15 protein-coding genes are annotated in these 16,215 nt (G+C 56.1%); 10 read left to right on the plus strand and 5 right to left on the minus strand.

The genetic code is table 11. The features are described 5' to 3' along the window. Positions 1 to 16: 16 nt before the first annotated feature. Positions 17 to 2,206, minus strand: a complete 2,190-nt coding sequence (locus IE099_RS07500; RefSeq protein WP_189569107.1) for a sulfatase/phosphatase domain-containing protein — start codon at positions 2,204 to 2,206, stop codon at positions 17 to 19. Positions 2,207 to 2,290: 84 nt separating this feature from the next. On the opposite strand from IE099_RS07500, the gene cdd reads away from it, so the two are divergent. The 7 genes from cdd (at position 2,291) to IE099_RS07535 (ending at position 10,000) form a co-directional block, all read left to right on the plus strand. Further along, on the plus strand, positions 2,291 to 2,710 hold the full coding sequence (gene cdd / locus IE099_RS07505) for a cytidine deaminase (RefSeq protein ID WP_189569111.1): 420 nt from the start codon (positions 2,291 to 2,293) through the stop codon (positions 2,708 to 2,710). 287 nt (positions 2,711 to 2,997) lie between these two features. Continuing rightward, positions 2,998 to 4,047 carry a glycosyltransferase family 2 protein gene (locus IE099_RS07510; protein WP_189569114.1) on the plus strand — a complete coding sequence of 350 codons (1,050 nt, stop codon included), beginning with the start codon at positions 2,998 to 3,000 and terminating at the stop codon, positions 4,045 to 4,047. Between the two features lie 472 nt (positions 4,048 to 4,519). Continuing rightward, the gene (locus IE099_RS07515; RefSeq protein ID WP_189569117.1) at positions 4,520 to 5,113 is read left to right on the plus strand and encodes a LemA family protein; all 594 of its coding nucleotides are present in this window, start codon (positions 4,520 to 4,522) and stop codon (positions 5,111 to 5,113) included. Between the two features lie 9 nt (positions 5,114 to 5,122). Further along, positions 5,123 to 6,997 (plus strand): M48 family metallopeptidase, encoded by a 1,875-nt coding sequence (locus IE099_RS07520; protein ID WP_189569119.1) that lies wholly within the window; start codon positions 5,123 to 5,125, stop codon positions 6,995 to 6,997. 161 nt (positions 6,998 to 7,158) lie between these two features. Further along, positions 7,159 to 8,001, plus strand: coding sequence for a hypothetical protein (locus IE099_RS07525; protein WP_189569122.1), 843 nt, complete (start codon positions 7,159 to 7,161; stop codon positions 7,999 to 8,001). A gap of 32 nt (positions 8,002 to 8,033) precedes the next feature. Continuing rightward, positions 8,034 to 8,993, plus strand: a complete 960-nt coding sequence (locus tag IE099_RS07530) for an ABC transporter ATP-binding protein (protein ID WP_189569125.1) — start codon at positions 8,034 to 8,036, stop codon at positions 8,991 to 8,993. Continuing rightward, the gene (locus IE099_RS07535; RefSeq protein WP_189569128.1) at positions 8,990 to 10,000 is read left to right on the plus strand and encodes an ABC transporter permease; all 1,011 of its coding nucleotides are present in this window, start codon (positions 8,990 to 8,992) and stop codon (positions 9,998 to 10,000) included. The genes IE099_RS07530 and IE099_RS07535 overlap by 4 nt, the downstream gene beginning before the upstream one ends. Before the next feature lie 223 nt (positions 10,001 to 10,223). Here the strand turns inward: IE099_RS07535 and IE099_RS07540 are convergent, their stop codons facing one another. Then, complete coding sequence (locus tag IE099_RS07540; protein WP_189569131.1) at positions 10,224 to 11,690, minus strand: prenyltransferase/squalene oxidase repeat-containing protein; 1,467 nt, start codon at positions 11,688 to 11,690, stop codon at positions 10,224 to 10,226. Between the two features lie 111 nt (positions 11,691 to 11,801). Next, a complete protein-coding gene (locus tag IE099_RS07545) occupies positions 11,802 to 12,779 on the minus strand; it encodes an ABC transporter ATP-binding protein (RefSeq protein WP_229809437.1) in 978 nt (325 codons plus the stop codon). 121 nt (positions 12,780 to 12,900) lie between these two features. Here IE099_RS07545 and IE099_RS07550 point away from each other — a divergent pair, with 121 nt between their 5' ends. Both IE099_RS07550 and IE099_RS07555 read left to right on the plus strand, forming a co-directional pair. After that, positions 12,901 to 13,407: an MOSC domain-containing protein gene (locus IE099_RS07550; RefSeq protein WP_189569133.1), complete on the plus strand. Its 507-nt coding sequence runs from the start codon at positions 12,901 to 12,903 to the stop codon at positions 13,405 to 13,407. A 94-nt stretch (positions 13,408 to 13,501) separates the two neighbouring features. After that, the gene (locus tag IE099_RS07555; RefSeq protein WP_189569136.1) at positions 13,502 to 13,813 is read left to right on the plus strand and encodes a DUF2288 family protein; all 312 of its coding nucleotides are present in this window, start codon (positions 13,502 to 13,504) and stop codon (positions 13,811 to 13,813) included. A 171-nt stretch (positions 13,814 to 13,984) separates the two neighbouring features. On the opposite strand, the gene IE099_RS07560 is transcribed toward IE099_RS07555, so the two are convergent. Then, positions 13,985 to 15,235 carry a BaiN/RdsA family NAD(P)/FAD-dependent oxidoreductase gene (locus IE099_RS07560; RefSeq protein ID WP_189569139.1) on the minus strand — a complete coding sequence of 417 codons (1,251 nt, stop codon included), beginning with the start codon at positions 15,233 to 15,235 and terminating at the stop codon, positions 13,985 to 13,987. Positions 15,236 to 15,258: 23 nt separating this feature from the next. Between IE099_RS07560 and IE099_RS07565 the strand changes: the two genes are divergently transcribed. Next, on the plus strand, positions 15,259 to 15,621 hold the full coding sequence (locus IE099_RS07565) for an MmcQ/YjbR family DNA-binding protein (RefSeq protein ID WP_189569142.1): 363 nt from the start codon (positions 15,259 to 15,261) through the stop codon (positions 15,619 to 15,621). Here the strand turns inward: IE099_RS07565 and IE099_RS07570 are convergent. Beyond that, the gene (locus tag IE099_RS07570; protein ID WP_189569145.1) at positions 15,590 to 16,171 is read right to left on the minus strand and encodes a hypothetical protein; all 582 of its coding nucleotides are present in this window, start codon (positions 16,169 to 16,171) and stop codon (positions 15,590 to 15,592) included. The two genes, IE099_RS07565 and IE099_RS07570, sit on opposite strands and share 32 nt — an antisense overlap. Positions 16,172 to 16,215: the final 44 nt, after the last annotated feature.

The following is a 16,215-nucleotide window of genomic DNA, read 5'->3' on the forward strand; positions in this document are numbered from 1 at the left end:
TCGAGCGAACCTTTCGTTAAAGGCCGAGTTCTTTTAGCTTGGGCTCAATGGCTTCGGCCCAGAGCTGATAGCTTTCTTCGTTGAGGTGGAGGGAGTCGGGCATCACGCTTGTGGGAAGGACTCCATTCTCGTCGAGGAAGGTTTCGCCGATGTCGAGGAAGTGCACACGTTCGGTGCCATCGTGTTTGGCGATGAGCTTGTTGATTTCGACATTGAGCTTGCGCATCGGGTGGTCGGGTTGCTCTCCCCGGGGAAAGACTCCGAGGAGGAGGATCTGAGCCTTCGGACAACGGGCCCGCACGATGGAGACGATGCGGGAGATCCCGTCAGCGGTCTCTACCGGATCTTGTTGGCTGTGACCGGTATTGTTGGTGCCAATCATGATGACGGCCGCCTTGGCATTCTGTTGGCCGCGGAGGTTTCCACGATCGAGTCGATAGAGGACGTGTTCAGTCCGGTCGCCAGAGAAGCCGAGGTTGAGAGCCTTGCGGTCGCCGTAGAATTTTTCCCAAACCGCTTTGCCTTTTCCTTCCCATCCTTGGGTGATGGAGTCGCCGATGAAGATGAGGTCGTGTTTGGCTTCAGCAGCTTGTTTGTTTTTTGCCTTCTGGCGCTTTTTCCACCAGTCCTCCTGATTGCGGTCGACTGGAATCACTGCGGTGCTCGCGCGGTATTCATCGCGGGTGGCAACCAGTTCATTTTTCATCTCCGCGAAAATCTGGGCCATTGCAGGGTCGTCGTGGACGGACTTCATTTCCTGAGGGTCGTTGACGAGGTCGAAGAGGTTGTATTCTTCGGTTTCAGGGAAATACATCAGCTTGTATCGGTCGGTGCGAATGCCGTCGTGGGCGGCGACCGAGTGGACCGCTTCGCCGTAGTATCGGTAATAGAGTTTGTCGCGCCAGTCAGCGGGCTCCTTGCCGGATTCCTTCAGCATGGGCACGAGGGACTTTCCTTGAATGTCGGAGGGGATTTCTGCGCCCGCGACTTCCAGGAAGGTCGGGGCGTAGTCGATGTTCTGGATAAGGGATTTGGTTGTGGTGCCGGGCTTGATGACGCCGGGCCAACGGATGATGAAGGGCATTTTGAAGGACTCCTCGAACATCCAGCGCTTGTCGTACCAACCGTGTTCGCCCAGGTAGAACCCTTGGTCGGAGGAGTAGATGACGATGGTGTTGTCGGCCAGGCCGCTTGCTTCCAGTTCGTCGAGGATTTTGCCGATGCCTTCATCCATGGAGCGGATGGAGCGGAGGTAGTCTTTGATGTATCGCTGGTATTTCCACTGGAGGACTTCCTTGTCGGTGACTTCGCCAGCTTCGATTTTGGCGAGGATCTCTTTGTTCAAAGGCTCGTAGGCGGCGTCCCAAGCGGCTTTTTGCTCGTCGGTCATGCGCCTGTATTCTCCATTCGGTAGGCCCTTGGCGAAGTATTCGGGGTAGGCGGACTCGCCGTGGAACTTCATGTCGTGGCCCCAATACATGTCGTTCTTGATGCTCATGGTCTGGCCTTTCAAGGACTCGCTACGATTGGAGTAATCGTCGAAGAGGCTGTCGGGCTCGGGAAAGGTGACGTCGTCGAAGAGGTTGACGTGACGAAGGGCGGGAGACCAATTTCGGTGAGGCGCCTTGTATTGGGCCATGATCATGAAGGGCTTGTCGGAGTCCTTGCTTTTCTTCAATTGGTCGAGGGCGATGTCGGTGACCACGTCATTGCAGTGGCCGGGATAGCGCTTCAGCTCGCCATCCATTTGCTTGAGATCGGGATTGTAGTAGGAGCCTTGTCCGGGCAGGACTTCCCAGTGGTCGAAGCCGACCGGATTGGTTCCGAGGTGCCACTTGCCGATCATGGCGGTGCGATAGCCCGCTTCCTGCAGGAGAACGGGGAAGGTCTGCTGATAGCCGTCGAATTGAGTCCCGTTATCGAGGAACCCGTTGAGGTGGGAGTGCTTGCCCGTCAGGATGCTGGCCCGGGATGGTCCGCAGATGGAGTTGGTGCAGAAACTATTCTCGAAGAGAAGGCCGTCCTTGGCGATGCGGTCGATGGAGGGAGTGGGGGCCAAATCGTCAAGAATTCCCCCGGGGTAAGCCGAGATGGCTTGGCAGGCGTGATCATCGGAAAAGAGGAAAAGGATATTGGGACGCTCGGCGGCAAAGGCAGCGCTGGTCGCAATCGCTAGACAAGCCAGCGGACGGATTGGTAATTGCATGCTGCACTCTACGAAAGTGATTCTAGAATCCTAGCAGCTTTTTCGATTGCTATCGATGGGCTGGAGCGGGAGTTTGGTGGTGTGATGCCGGAAGTTGCCGTTTCCCCTGATTCCTTGTCTGCTCTCGCCGAGGCCGCAATCGCCATTCGCCCGATGGCCCATGCTCCCTACTCGAACTTTTTCGTAGGAGCGGCAGTCTTGGATGAAAAGGGTGAAATCCATACCGGGGTGAATGTCGAGAATGCGGCTTATCCCAATGGAATCTGCGCCGAGACGGCAGCCATTGCCGCAATGGTCGCCTCGGGGGCGAGACGGATTCGAGCGATTGCTGTAGTCGGGGGAGGAGAGGGGCTATGCACTCCTTGTGGTGGATGTCGCCAACGAATCCGTGAGTTTTCGATAGCGGAAACACCTATTGCAATTGCGGGTCCGGAGGGAATCCGGAAACTCATGACCTTGGGTGAGCTTTTGCCCGAGAGTTTCGGGCCTGAAAACCTCTCCTGAAAGGTCGCAAAGGCTTTCGGAACCTGAGTTTTCGGTTGTTGTGAGAAGGTTGATTAATAGTGTCATAATTGCGCTTTGTTGCACTATTTTGAGTGTTCTTGGCTGAACGCTGATGCTTTGTTGCATTTTTTTTCGGCGTGTAAATGACTGTAAATCAGTGAAGTCTGCGGCGTCTAACAATTCCTTTCAAAAAGGCAACTTGTAAAGATGTCTTAATATCGTCATTATCCAAATTGTTTAGCAGACCATCCCACATCCCGTTCGCTGAGCGCTATATCCAAATAGATATGAAGACTGTTCCCGACAACAACATCCACATGCTCGGATCAACCGAGAAAAAGAAGCCATCCCTCAGTTTCATCGTGCCTGCGATGAACGAAGAAAAAACCCTGGCCACCCTCTTCGAGGGGATTAAGAATCAGGCCGAAAAAGTGAGCTCGCGATGGGAGGTCATCTTCATTGATGACGGTTCCTCCGATACCTCCTGGGACGTGATGCTCAATCTGGCCTATGTCCACTCCGAGAATGTGAGCGCGTTCCGTTTCCGCCACAATCGTGGCAAAGCCGATGCCCTTGCCCTAGGGTATCGCGAGGCCAAAGGTGACATTGTGTTCACAATGGACGCCGACCTGCAGGACGACCCGAAGGAGATTCCCCGCTTTCTCGAGAAGCTCGAGGAGGGCTACGATATTGTATCGGGGTATAAGAAGAAGCGCCACGATCCCTGGCACAAGGTCCTGCCCAGTAGGGTCTTCAATGCAGTGTTGAGCCGTTTGGTAGATGTCCACCTCCACGATCACAATTGCGGGTTCAAGGCCTATCGGGCAGAGGTCTTGGAAAGCATTCCAATGTATGGCGATATGCACCGGATGGTGCCGTCCTTGGCGTCCTTCAATGGCTATAAGACGGGCGAAATTGTCGTGGAGCATCATCCCCGGCTGCATGGTGTGAGCAAGTATGGCTGGGGACGCATCGCCATCGGTGTGATGGATATGACCACTGTCAGTTTTCTAAAGAAATTTCGTGATTCTCCCATGCACTACGCGGGGAAAGCGGCCTTCCTTCTCATGGCAGTAGGTGTGCTCCAGTTGTTCGGGGCAGTGGTCCTGATGGTGTTGGGGAAAGATTCCGGGGTGTTGATGACTACTGGATCGATGTCTGCTCTCACCGGTTTCCTCACTCTCAATCAGGGGATTCTGATGGAGAATTCCACCCACGAGCGAATGAAGTCAAAGCGAGTTCTTCCGATTACCGAATCCCATCGGCACAAGACGGCCTTCGAGACGGTGGATGAGGACGACTATTCCAAAAGCATCTCCAACTTTCAGACTGCCTAAGACAGTTGAGTCAAAAACTGGGTTCCCGCGATTCATTCCCCTCCTGCTTGGAGCCTCCCGCTTGCAGGAAATCCCCCCCGGGAAGCTTTTTTTCAGATGAGAATGTGGTCATGAAATCAATGAACGAGAAAGCTCGCCCTTGTGGTGAACAGGAAATTCCTGCACCCCAAAGCAGGAAAACCGGGTTCACTGCGATATGTTCGGAGAGAGGCCGCCGGCTGGCGGGTCTTTCCATCGCTCTGCTCACCCTGATTGGAGCGCTGTTTTCCATGCTCGCCCAGCGGGAGAGTTCAGCGCGGCGAGATGAAAATGAGGTCGCACGGATGAGCCGTTTTTCCTCCTTTCGCTGCTTCCGGGTGCTGGATATTTGATTGGTAGGCGCCTTCGAACTGAGCAGGGCAAATGAGCGGCTTCCAACCGGAGGCTCTCTTTGTAATCGCCAAGCGAGTGGTCTTTGCTAATTTCCAGCTCTATGGAAGCACTGATCGTAATTCTCATTGTCGTCGGCCTCATCGCGGTGGTCGGTTTTTGGCTGATGGCGCAGTATAATGGCCTCGTGAGTTCGCGAAATCGTTACCGCAATGGTTTCGCACAAATCGATGTCCAGTTGAAGCGTCGCCATGATCTGATTCCCAACTTGGTGGAAACAGCCAAGGGCTTCATGAAGCATGAGCGCGAAACCTTGGAGGCGGTGATTCAGGCCCGTAATGCGGCCGAAAGCGCGCGCTCCGGAGCCAGTCCTGAAAGCGCGGATGCAGTGGCCGCCCTGGGTGTGGCAGAAGGAGGCTTGGGCGGTTCCTTGGGACGTCTCTTTGCTTTGAGCGAAAGTTATCCCGAGTTGCGCTCGAACCAGAACATGTTGCAACTGCAGGAAGAGCTCACCAGCACGGAGAACAAGGTCGGATTTTCCCGTCAGGCCTACAATGATGCGGTGACCAGTTACAACACCAAGCGTGAGAGCTTTCCCACCAGCTTCATCGCCAACATGTTTAACTTCGGTCCAGCGGTCTTGTTCGAAGTGAGCGAGCCCGGTGAGCGTGACCGCGTCGACGTGAAGTTCGACTAATCTGCCTCGATGGACTTTTTCGAAGCACAAGACGACGCACGTAAAAAGACCGGCTGGTTGCTGTGGTTATTTCTACTGTGTGTCATTGGGGTGGTGATTTCTGTCAGCCTCCTGTCGTGGGGGGTGGGGATTCTGCTGGGTGGAGCATTGCCGCTGGAGCTACAAATTCTCATCGGACTGGGCTCGGGGGCTCTGATCTTCGTCGCGAGTGGCTTCAAGGCCATGCAGCTGCGAGGAGGGGGAGGGGTTGTCGCCCGGGATCTGGGCGGACGTCTGGTCGACCCGTCAACCACCGAGAGCCAGGAGCGCAAATTGCTGAACGTGGTGGAGGAGATGGCGATCGCCTCCGGGGTGCCAGTGCCCCAGGTCTATGTGATGGACGATCAGGAGGGCATCAACGCTTTCGCGGCGGGGACGGAGCCAGGCAATGCGGCCATCGGGGTGACCCGGGGTTGTATGATGCGGCTGAACCGGTCGGAGCTTCAGGGGGTGATAGCGCACGAGTTCTCGCACATTCTCAATGGAGATATGAAGCTGAACATGCGGCTCATCGGCTGGATCTTTGGCTTGGTGGTTCTCTCAATCATGGGGCGAGGTTTGTTGGAGAGCTTGCGCTTCGTGAGAGTCGGTGGGAATAATCGCGATAACAATGGAGGCGGTGCCATCCTGCTGGCGATCCTCGCTGTGGGGGTGGGCTTGATGATCATAGGAGGAATCGGCGTGTTCTTTGCGCGTTTCTTGCAAGCAGCGGTTTCCCGTCAGCGGGAGTTTTTGGCGGATGCCTCCGCCGTTCAGTTCACCCGGGAGCCAGAAGGTTTGGCGGGTGCGCTGATGAAGATTGGTAGCGAGGGCTCGAAGATTGCGACGGCCAAGGCTTCGGAAGCCAGTCACTGCTTCTTTGCCGACGGCGGGATGTTCGCTTTCGGATTTGCCACCCATCCGCCTCTGGCGCTGCGAATTAGCCGGATTCAGAAAGACTGGGATGGCAAGTTCGCGGATGGGGAGATCCCCGCCATTGCGGAAAAGTCCAGTCGTGCGAGCGCGGGGACGGACTCGCGTGTTTCGGGCTTCTCAAGTGGAGAGAGTGGCGGTTTGAGCAACCCGGCCCGGGTGAGCCACGAGCGTGGTCGACGTATCAAAGAGGACCTTCCGATCGAGTGGCAGAGTGCGGTGCATCATCGCGATGAAGCACAGTCTTTGATCTTCGGTCTTCTTCTCGCTCAGGATCAGCACATGCGACGGGGGGAGGTCGCGCTCCTGCAGCGGGATGCAGGTGAGGCTGCTGCCGAGCTGGCACTCCGCTGGCAGAGAGAGTTGGGCGAGTCGCATTCGGCCCGCAAAATCGCGCTCATCGACCTGGCGGTTCCGACGTTGCGAAATCTTTCTCGCATCGAATACGAACGTTTCGTGGGGATCACGCGGGAGTTGATCAGCAGTGATGGCCGGGTGGACGTCTTCGAATTCATGCTGCAAAGGCTGATCGAGCATCACCTCGACGGGCACTTTGGACGTCATGGAGTTCGCCGAATCCGCTACCATCATCTCAAGGACTTGTCGTCCGAGGCCGAGGTGCTTCTTTCTGCCTTTGCGCACTTGAACCCCGATCCGGCCGCTTCCTTTGCCGAAGGGTTCGAACGCCTGGAAATCACTTCGGGGTCACTCTTGCCGCCAGACAAGATTTCGCTCAAGGAAATCGGTCAAGCGCTGGAGCGTCTGGAGTTGGCGTCTCCTCTCGTCAAGCGGGACCTCTTGCAGGCATGCACCCGTTCGGTAGCAGCCGATGAAAGGCTTTCCAGCCGCGAGGCCGAGCTTCTTCGCGCGATGGCCGACAGCATCGGATGTGCGATTCCGCCATGGGTCGAGGAGTTGAAGATGGTGGGATGAGGGGCTTGCACCCTCTTGCTCAATTCTTTCTAGCGCTTGGTTTGCGCGCTTCTTGTCATGAGTAGAGTGACTCCGCGCTTGAGTTTCTCGCCTGTTTGGGACATTTCCCCTTGGTGGAGAAAAGCCGGATACCCTGGTGGCAGTGGCCAAACCTGTTGAGCTTGGACGCTCCATTGGTGGCGGTGGCCTGGCTTTGGATGTTCTCGCGTCTCTACTACGTTAAGTATCAGGATCCTTTTGTCTACTGGCTCCTGGCGGGAGCCGTGTGGCTCATCTATGTGGTGGATCGCCTGCGGGATGCCGCCAATGAGGATCCCGAATTGCGGGAACGTCACGAGTTCCATTGGCGTCACCGGAAGATCTTCAAGGTCTTGGTGGCGGCGGTCGCGGTGGCGTGTCTGGTCGGATTTGTCCTGGGGGTTCCGGTGGCCTTGGTGTGGGATTGGCCCAGGGGCTTTCCTTTTAGTCTGGCGGCGCTGGCTCATGCTCTTTTGACCCACGGCTTCATCGTGGTCTTTTTGACCGCCTGTTACTTCGTTGTTAGCCAACGAAGTGGCAACGGCATGGATTCGGTGCTCTTCAAGAATGCTTTGGCGGCCCTGACTTTTGCCTTTGGAACGGCAATCGGGGCCCACTTCTATACCTCGGAAGGGGTGTTCGCCATGATGGGATCCTTCGAGGCTCTGGGCTTTGCTTTTCTTTGTTTGATGAATCTCAATGCCATTGACCTTTGGGAAAGGGAGGAGATCGCGGGCGAAGATCTCGAGGTGCGAGACTTCCTGCTGACTTTGCCACTGCTGATCATTGGCTTCATCTCGCTACTGGCAGCCACTTTCTGGCACGACTACCACAAGCCCTTTTACTACTCCATGTTGTTGGCCTCTGCAGGCCTATTGAGCCTGGACCATTTTCGAGCCCGTCTCTCGGCTCGCTTGCTGCGGGTTTTGGCGGATGTGGCGCTATTGTTACCTTTGCCCATCTTTTGGTTCTGGTTCGAAAATTGACGGCGAAGGCATCTTCTCTCATACATTGGGACATGAGTGAATGGGTGCTGGATTTGAAGGGAGTGCGCAAAGTCTATCGCGGAGGGGTGGAGGCTCTGCGAGGGGTTGATCTTCAGGTACCGAGGGGGACGATTTTCGGGCTGCTGGGACCCAATGGGGCTGGAAAAAGCACTCTGGTCAAGATTCTCACCACCATCATTCGGCCCACCGCCTGTGAGGGGACCTTTCTCGGGGAGGCAGTTGGGCACAAGCCAACCCTGAAGCGGGTGGGTTATCTCCCGGAGCATGCCCGCTTTCCAGAATATCTAACAGCTCGTGAGGTCGTGCATATGGCGGCCGGATTGAGCGGAATGCAACCGGCTGTCACTCGCGGGAGAGCCAACACTCTGCTCGAGCGGGTGGGACTGGGTGATTGGCAGAATAAAAAGGTCGGTGGCTTTTCGAAGGGAATGAAGCAGCGGGTTGGCATCGCGCAGGCCCTCATCAATGATCCGGAAGTGATCTTTCTCGATGAGCCTACGGATGGTGTCGATCCCGCCGGTCGACGCGACTTTCGCCTATTGCTGGAGGAGTTGCGAAAAGAAGGGAAGACGGTCTTCGTGAATAGCCATCTGCTGGGGGAGTTGGAAATGGTTTGCGACCGGGTGGCGATCCTTTCCAAGGGCGAGATTAAGCTCGAAGGTGCGCTCAAGGATTTGACGGGGCGCCAGGTCGAGTATCGCATTTCCTGCGGAAAAATTGATTCCGTTTTCAAGCAATCCTTTGTCAATGATGGCACACGCTGGGAGGCCGGGGATCTGGTCGTAGCCACTGCCGCTGCTGAAGAAGTCATGCCTTTGCTCGACCAGCTGCGGGCAGGGGGCGTGGTCATCGAGGGGCTGGTCCGGAAGTCGGCGAGCTTGGAAGATGTCTTCATGGAGGCCGTCGGAACCGATACCCCGGGAGCCGCACCCAAGGCGGCAAGAAGCCCACAACCACCTGCTTTGAAATGAGAGAAACGCTTACTATTCTAGGAGACTCCTTGAAGCTCCTCCGCGCCCGCAAACTGTTCTGGATTGTCGTCGGGATCTCGCTGGTGGTGGGACTGCTTTACGCGTCGATTGGCTTCAATGAGGAGGGAGCAACCTTCCTTTGGTTTCAAGTCGCGCGAAATGAGCTTTTGGTAGAGGGAACGGAGCTGTCCAAGATGTTCTATATCCTGCTCTTCACCAACTTCATCATCCCGCATTGGTTGGGTTTTCTGGCGGTATTGCTTTCGATTCTAACAAGCTGCTCGGTCTTTCCCGAGCTGATGAAGGAGGGTTCGATCGAGACGGTGTTGTCCAAGCCGGTTTCCCGTTGGAAAATTTTCTTCGTCAAGTATCTGGGGATGCTGGGATTCATGGCTGCACCGCTGACTTTGTTTTGTCTCATTGTATTCCTAGCTCTGGGCTTGCGGGCGGAGGTTTGGAAGTGGGAGGTCTTTCTGGCGGTTCCTTTGCTCACGTTTGTCTACAGCATCCTCTATTCCTTTGCGGTTTTTGTCGGGGTCTGGACTCGTTCCACCCTCTTTGCCCTGCTTGCTACCATGATGCTCTGGGGCGTGTGTTTCCTGGTTCACCTCACCGAGCTTGGTTTCTACTCGCGGATTCGGAATGCCAATGCGGGTCTGGTTCAAGAGGGCTTGGAGCTCGTCGACACGGGGGAAAAGCAAGAAGTTCCCGAAGATCATCTCCGCTATTACAACCTCATTCGGAAGTCAACCTGGGTGCTGCCAAAGCCCCGCAAGACGACTTTACTGACCAAACGTTTCTTGATTTTCGATGATGAATTGGGCGAGTTCGCCGGGGTCTCGTTGATCGGTATTGGAGCCCAAGTGCCGGAGGAGGGGATTATGAGAGAAGCTCAGATTGAGGCCGAGAAGCGGATGTCTGTAGTTGAGATTCTCCTGCCCTCGGCCCTTTTTCAAGTCGTTATGCTGGGGATGGGAGGCTGGATCTTCGCCCGGCGCGATTTCTAGAGAACCCGCTTTCATCCATCCTTCAGCTGACGAGGATCTTGTTGCGGGGGAGGAATCGCTTGATCCTTGGTCTTTGAGCAAGTGGTGAGTCAAAGAGGAAAGTGCTTTCGACGAAGAGGAAGCGCGCCATTGCCACTTGAGCTTTCCGAAAGGGCGAGAATGCTGCCCACAAAAAAGGCTCCCGAAGGAGCCTTTTGAAAAATGAGTTAATCGCAGCGATGGATTACTTGCCTCCGGTTCCAGGAAGGAAGCGGTAGTAAACTTCCAGCATGAGAGTCGCGAGGGAAACGGTATAGACGGGGTCGCCGTGGCTACCTTGACCGCCGGGGTTTGGCCAGCTGCCATCGTCTCTCTGGTTCTTGATGAGTTCATCACGGAAGAGCTTGTTGTATCTCTTCCACTGCTCGCCACCGTGGTTAATCATGGCCTGACTGCTGTAGTAGTGCTCGTAGAGATTGGCTTCGCGGTTGGCGAAATTGAACTTGGAGTTCTCGTCGATATATTTAATGCCAGCGCGTGCCTTGGAGTTGGACGCTCCCTTGTGCTGCTGGAAGCAGAGAGCTCCGGCACCGGTCAGGGTGAAGTGACCGGAGGTTCCGACAGGCTTCTTATTGAAACCGTAGCCGAAGCCACCGTTCTTGGCTTGAGTGTTTTCCAAGAAGTCGAGTCCATCTGAAACGGTTCCCTTGATTTTTGAGAATTTGGTTCCGGTAGCGGAAGCAGCTTTGAGAGCCTGCAAGTGCCATGCAACGATGGAGGAATCGCCAGGGCGGCCAGCGGTGTTATAAGCATAGTCCCAACCACCGGCGCTGGTTTGGTTATCAATAATCCACTCGGTGCCGGCCTTCACGGCTTCACCAAGCTGAGGAACGACGTGTTCGATCTTGAGCTGCTTACAGAAAGTGTAGGACTCGGAAAGGGCATACATGGCGATGGCGTGCTCGTAGCACCAGTGCTTGTCCTGAAGGTCGGAAGCGGACTTGCCATTCTGCTTCATGTTGTTGTTCACGAGGAAAACCATGGCATTGGTCACATTCTCGCCGAACTCTTCCGAAAGAGGGGTTTCACAGTGACCGAGGTAGGCCAGCAGGGCCAGACCAGTCATCGCCACTGGCTTCTCGCTGCCCCAGCTGCCGTTGGGCTTCTGCTTGGTTTTCAGCCAGCGGAGAGCCTTCATGACTGCTTCTTCGCATTGCTCGTTTCCGCCATTTTCGGCCAAACGTTGGAGACGATCTGCCTTGGAACAGCGCTTGCGCATGTCGGCGGGGATATTGCCGAAGCCACCGCCGCCGCCGTCGCCACCCGTTCCCCAACCGGCACCAAAATCGTCGCCGTCGCCGAAGTCGCTGGAGGGGAGAGGGACATCCACATCAGGAACTGGAATGGCAGTGGGGCTGGTGGTATTCGCCGCGATGACTTTGGCCATTGCGGAAGAGGGCGCGGAAGGTTTGCGCTGGATGGAAGGATTGATTTCCTTTTTCTCCAATGTGTCGTCGTTATTGGAAGAGCCCTTGTAGGTGACGATATCAGGCTGATCGACCACGATGGAGGCCATTGCCCAGATGCCGAGAATGATTCCAATCAGCACGATCGTGAGAATGGAAATTAGCAAGCTTGTGAGGGTCGAGTTGCGCTTTTGCGCACGCAGGCGCTCTGCTGCTTCGGGAGTAAGTTGGGCGTGAAGACTCATAATTGGCTTTCCTTAAAGAAAGAACTTCAAGGTCCATCTGACAAGCAGCAAGTAGACCCTTAGGTTCATTGAATAAACGTATGTGAAGCCTCCTTCTTGGAAGAAAATCGGCTAATTTTTTACATTAGGCATCTGAATCGCCGTCTCGCCTTGGTCGATGCGGCTGAGAATGTCGATGAAGGCGTCTTCCAGATTTCGCTCTTCGCGATGGAACTCAATGATTTGCAGCCCGTCCTTGACCATGCGGCGCAGCATTTCGGCTGCTTTTTCGGGGTCGGCGGAACTGATGCGGATGCGGCCGCCCCGTTTGCGGGACTCGATGAATTCCACGTCGGGATTGAGCACCGCCCAGTCCGCAACCGCTTCGGGCCGGTTGACGACCTGGATATCGTAGTAGACTCCACCCGTGGCGTCGGAGCCCATCTTGAGGGAATCGGCGTCGCCGTGGTGAACAATGCGACCGCCATTGACGAAGAGCAGGGAGTCGCACATTTCGCCGAGCTCGGAGAGAATGTGGGAGGAGATGAAAATGGTTTTGCCCTCTTCGGCGAGAATGCGAATGAGATGCTTGAGCTCCACCCGGGCCTTGGGATCCAGTCCTGCGGCGGGCTCGTCCATGATGAGGATCTGGGGATCGTGCAGCAGGGCGCGCCCGAGTCCGAGCCGCTGGGTTTGTCCTTTGGAAAGCTTGTTGGAAAGGCGGTCGGCAAGGGGACCGAGGTCGGTGAACTCCATGACCTCCTGAATGCGGTTGCGGCGTTCCTCGTTTTTGAAACCCAGGGCGCGCGCATAGAAGTCGAGATACTCCAGCACCGTCATGTTGTCGTAATTGCCGAAGTGATCCGGCATCCAACCGATGAGGGAGCGCACCTTGTCAGGGTGGTGGACGACGTTGATTCCGCAGACCTCGGCGGTGCCCATGGTGGGGTAGTCGAGGGTGGCGAGAATGCGCATGGTGGTGGTTTTGCCCGCACCATTGGCGCCGACGAATCCGCAAACCGAACCATGGGGAACTTCGAAAGAGATGCCATCGACCGCCTTCAGCTGGCCGAAGTATCGATAGAGGTTTTGGACAAGAATCGCCGACACTCGGGAATTTATCGACCAAGAGGGCGGCCTTGTCAGTTCTTAATCTTGCGAAGGGTGGGAGGAGGCGAAGTTTCCACGAATTAGAAGTTCATTTTTGCGAGAACTGGGTTTTCTTTACGGCATGAAAAGCGACGGCCATCCTCTGGAAGTGAAGCACATCTTCGTGTCCCCCGGGCATGATTTTCGCGGGCGCCATGGTTTGGGCCGCGAGGACAATGGAGTGGTCGATTGCGATGAGGTGGAGCTGGTGGCCGGCAGCGGAATCGTGGGAGACCGCTACTTCAACCACAAAGAGGATTTCAAAGGGCAGATCACGTTTTTCGAAGAGTCGATTTGGTTGGCGGTGAAAGAAAAGTTCGCCCTCCCCGAGCTGCCTGCGAGTGAGTTTCGACGCAATGTCATCGTGAGCGGGGTCGACCTCAATTCGCTGATTGGGCAGCAATTCGCGATTGGTGATTTGGAATTCTCCGGCAGTGAAGAAGCCAGCCCCTGCTATTGGATGGACGAGGCTTGTGCGCCCGGGGTGGAGGAGTTTTTGCGCGGGCGAGGCGGATTGCGGTGTCGAATTTTGGGTGGAGGGACCTTGGCGAAAGGAACTTTCGATTTGCGGGTGTTGGGTGCGGTCTAGCTCGCCATTCTTTCTCAGTTTACTGGATCTCCCTTGGAGCGTGGTCTAAGAAGGCGGCGAGATGATTTCTGGAGATGAACCACAATCAGGCGGAATGAAGTACGGCCTCATCGGGGAGGACAATTCGTCCGACGAGGAAAAGCTCGCCAAGTTTAAGGGCGAGGTCGATTGGACTTATCTGAAGCCGCATTTCGAGCGCGATTGTCTCTTCTTCGTCGATCCCGAAGTCGACATGACGGTGGTGGGACAAGCGATGGCGAAAGATGATTCCGAAGCCGTCAAGGGCTGGTTGAAGACCGGTGACTTGGTGAAAATCGAAGGTCTGCATGCCTTTCAGTGGGAGGGGACGGACACCCAGTTCGAGGCGCTCGTCATCTCTCCCTTCGTCCTCTGCCGCCCGCTCTAGCGGTAGGGCGATTGAGATGTGAGCTCGCGGAATGCTGGTGGAGTGGACGTCTCGTCCACTTGTGGCTCGACGGAATGGGTGGACGAGACCTCCACCCCACTCGCGAGAGAACGGTTCGGATTTTCCAGAGCTCTCGCGGTCTTTTAGTTAGAAGGAACCGACCGGAGCGAATCAGGGACAGGGGTGTGCCTGCTCGCTTTCTGCGATGGCGCTGCCCGCGAGGTAGCCGGTGGTCCAGGCGGCTTGGAAGTTGAAGCCGCCGGTGATGCCGTCGATGTCGAGAACTTCGCCCGCAAAGTGGAGGCCCGGGTGCGCTTTGCTTTCCATCGTTTTCAGATTGAGGTCTTTCAAATGCACGCCGCCGCAGGTCACGAACTCGTCCTTGTTCGTGCTCTTGCCGGTGACTTGAAATTCAGCTGCGCAAAGTTGGTTGATTAGGTTTTGGGTCTGTTGCTTGGTTAGGTTGGCCCAGGTTTGTCCGTCCTCGATGCCTGCGGCTTCGCAAAGTCGTCCCCAAAAGCGAATGGTGATGCCTTCTATCAGCGAGCGTTTGCGAATGCTGCGGGTGCTGTTGGCTTTCCGTTCTTTCGCCAGAATAATTTCCACTTCGTCGCTGCGCAACGAGCCCGTCCAGTTGACGAGGAGCGTGAAGTGGTAGCGGCATTCCGCGAATTCTCTCGCGGCCCAGGCGGAAAGACGGAGGATTCCGGGGCCGCTCAATCCCCAATGGGTAATCAGGACGGGCCCCACCATCTTCTGGCCCATGGCGGAAACGGTGGCGCTGGGAACGGAAACTCCCTGCAAGTCGGCCAGACGGGCGTCGTCGATGTGAAAGGTGAAAAGGGAGGGGACTGGGGTCGAGAATTCGTGGCCCGCATCCCGCACCGTCTCGCGGGCTTCCGCTCCGCGCAATCCGCCGGTGGCGATGAGGACGTGGCGGGTGGTGAGAGATGCGCCATCATCTAACAGAATCTCGTAGCCCCCTTCGGCAAGGGCCTTGAGCCCTGTCACTTTGCAACGGGTGCGCACCTCGATTCCGGATTGTCTGGCTGCATTGGTCAGGCAGTTGACGATGGTCTCGGAGGTATTGCTGCTCGGGAACATGCGTCCGTCGGTCTCGGTTTTCAAAGTGACGCCGTGGTCCTCGAACCAAGCAATGGTGTCGGCGGCGTGGAAGCGATGGAACGGCCCATGCAAGCTCCGGTGCCCGCGGGGATAGCTTTTGACCAACTCGCGGGGGTCGAGGCAGTCGTGGGTGACATTGCACCGGCCTCCGCCCGAGATGCGGACTTTGGTGAGAACCTCCTTTGATTTTTCCAGAATCAAGACCCGCTCGACCCCTTGTTCCGCCGCCGCGATGGCTCCAAAAAATCCGGCGGCCCCACCGCCGATGACGATGAGTTGATGATGGTCTTTGGACATGAATTTATCTAGGTTGGCAGGTGATGGAGTTACAGGACGCGATTGAATATAGCCTTTCCCTGCCGGCGGCGGAAGAGACAACCCCGTTCGGGCCCGATGTGCTCGTTTACAAGGTCGCTGGCAAGATGTTTGCGACCGCAGGTTTGGAAGGAGAGGAAGGGCGCATGAACCTGAAGTGCGATCCCGAGCGCGCCCTCGAGTTGCGCGACGAGTGGGAAGCGATTTTGCCTGGCTACCACATGAACAAGAAGCACTGGAACACCCTCCGCTTCGACGGAACCCTGCCGGGCAAATTGGTGCGCGAGCTCATCGAGCATTCCTACGATCTAGTGGTGGCGGGGATGCCGAAAAAGCTCAGGGAGACTGTTCCGACGAGGGGTTGTTAGAAGGCTGGCTGGTGGTGAAGGGGAGCACTCGATTCTGTCGTCGGTTGACGAGAATCAGGCAGAAAAAGGAGACAAAGATGAGGAGGAACGAGAGGATGACTCCCTCGGTGAGAGTCCAGAGCAGGATGGCGAAAAAGTCGTTGCTCTGGGCCAGGTCGTAGTAACTGGACTGGGAGACCAGTGAGTAAGCCGACTCCAGAAGAGCCTTGGCGAACAGGCCCGCGTAGTAGTCGGGATGCAACAGGAAGAGGATAGGGAGGCAAAGGGCGAGGAGCCCCAGAACGGTCACTGCGATGCGCAGCTTGAGCGCGATGGCGAGGGCCCGCGAAAAGAGGGAATTCCGGTTGTTGAGGGTGGGGACAAAGGTGGAAACAAGAGAGTATCCGAGAATGAAAATCAGAACTCCCGTTAGCATCGCCAGCACGGAGAAAACTGATTGGAAGAGCTCGAGAAAAACGCCCGCCATAAGGAAGCTGGGCAGGGCAGTGATGGAGCAGTGAAGGCTCCAGAACTGCAGATTCTTGCGAAGGTCTTGCGTCGGAATAGTCATTGCTCGAAACCTTGGCCGGTCTTTGTGAATGGAGAGAGAAGCGG

The organism is Roseibacillus persicicus (genome assembly GCF_014651675.1).
Taxonomy (GTDB): domain Bacteria; phylum Verrucomicrobiota; class Verrucomicrobiia; order Verrucomicrobiales; family Akkermansiaceae; genus Roseibacillus; species Roseibacillus persicicus.

Excerpts from the sequence above, each read along its gene's own strand:
- IE099_RS07530 (WP_189569125.1), top strand. The coding sequence starts at position 8,034 with ATGAGTGAATGGGTGCTGGATTTGAAGGGAGTGCGCAAAGTCTATCGC.
- cdd (WP_189569111.1), top strand. The coding sequence starts at position 2,291 with ATGCCGGAAGTTGCCGTTTCCCCTGATTCCTTGTCTGCTCTCGCCGAG.
- IE099_RS07520 (WP_189569119.1), top strand. The coding sequence starts at position 5,123 with ATGGACTTTTTCGAAGCACAAGACGACGCACGTAAAAAGACCGGCTGG.
- IE099_RS07535 (WP_189569128.1), top strand. The coding sequence starts at position 8,990 with ATGAGAGAAACGCTTACTATTCTAGGAGACTCCTTGAAGCTCCTCCGC.
- IE099_RS07570 (WP_189569145.1), bottom strand. The coding sequence starts at position 16,171 with ATGACTATTCCGACGCAAGACCTTCGCAAGAATCTGCAGTTCTGGAGC.
- IE099_RS07500 (WP_189569107.1), bottom strand. The coding sequence starts at position 2,206 with ATGCAATTACCAATCCGTCCGCTGGCTTGTCTAGCGATTGCGACCAGC.
- IE099_RS07565 (WP_189569142.1), top strand. The coding sequence starts at position 15,259 with ATGGAGTTACAGGACGCGATTGAATATAGCCTTTCCCTGCCGGCGGCG.
- IE099_RS07550 (WP_189569133.1), top strand. The coding sequence starts at position 12,901 with ATGAAAAGCGACGGCCATCCTCTGGAAGTGAAGCACATCTTCGTGTCC.
- IE099_RS07560 (WP_189569139.1), bottom strand. The coding sequence starts at position 15,235 with ATGTCCAAAGACCATCATCAACTCATCGTCATCGGCGGTGGGGCCGCC.
- IE099_RS07540 (WP_189569131.1), bottom strand. The coding sequence starts at position 11,690 with ATGAGTCTTCACGCCCAACTTACTCCCGAAGCAGCAGAGCGCCTGCGT.
- IE099_RS07555 (WP_189569136.1), top strand. The coding sequence starts at position 13,502 with ATGAAGTACGGCCTCATCGGGGAGGACAATTCGTCCGACGAGGAAAAG.
- IE099_RS07510 (WP_189569114.1), top strand. The coding sequence starts at position 2,998 with ATGAAGACTGTTCCCGACAACAACATCCACATGCTCGGATCAACCGAG.
- IE099_RS07515 (WP_189569117.1), top strand. The coding sequence starts at position 4,520 with ATGGAAGCACTGATCGTAATTCTCATTGTCGTCGGCCTCATCGCGGTG.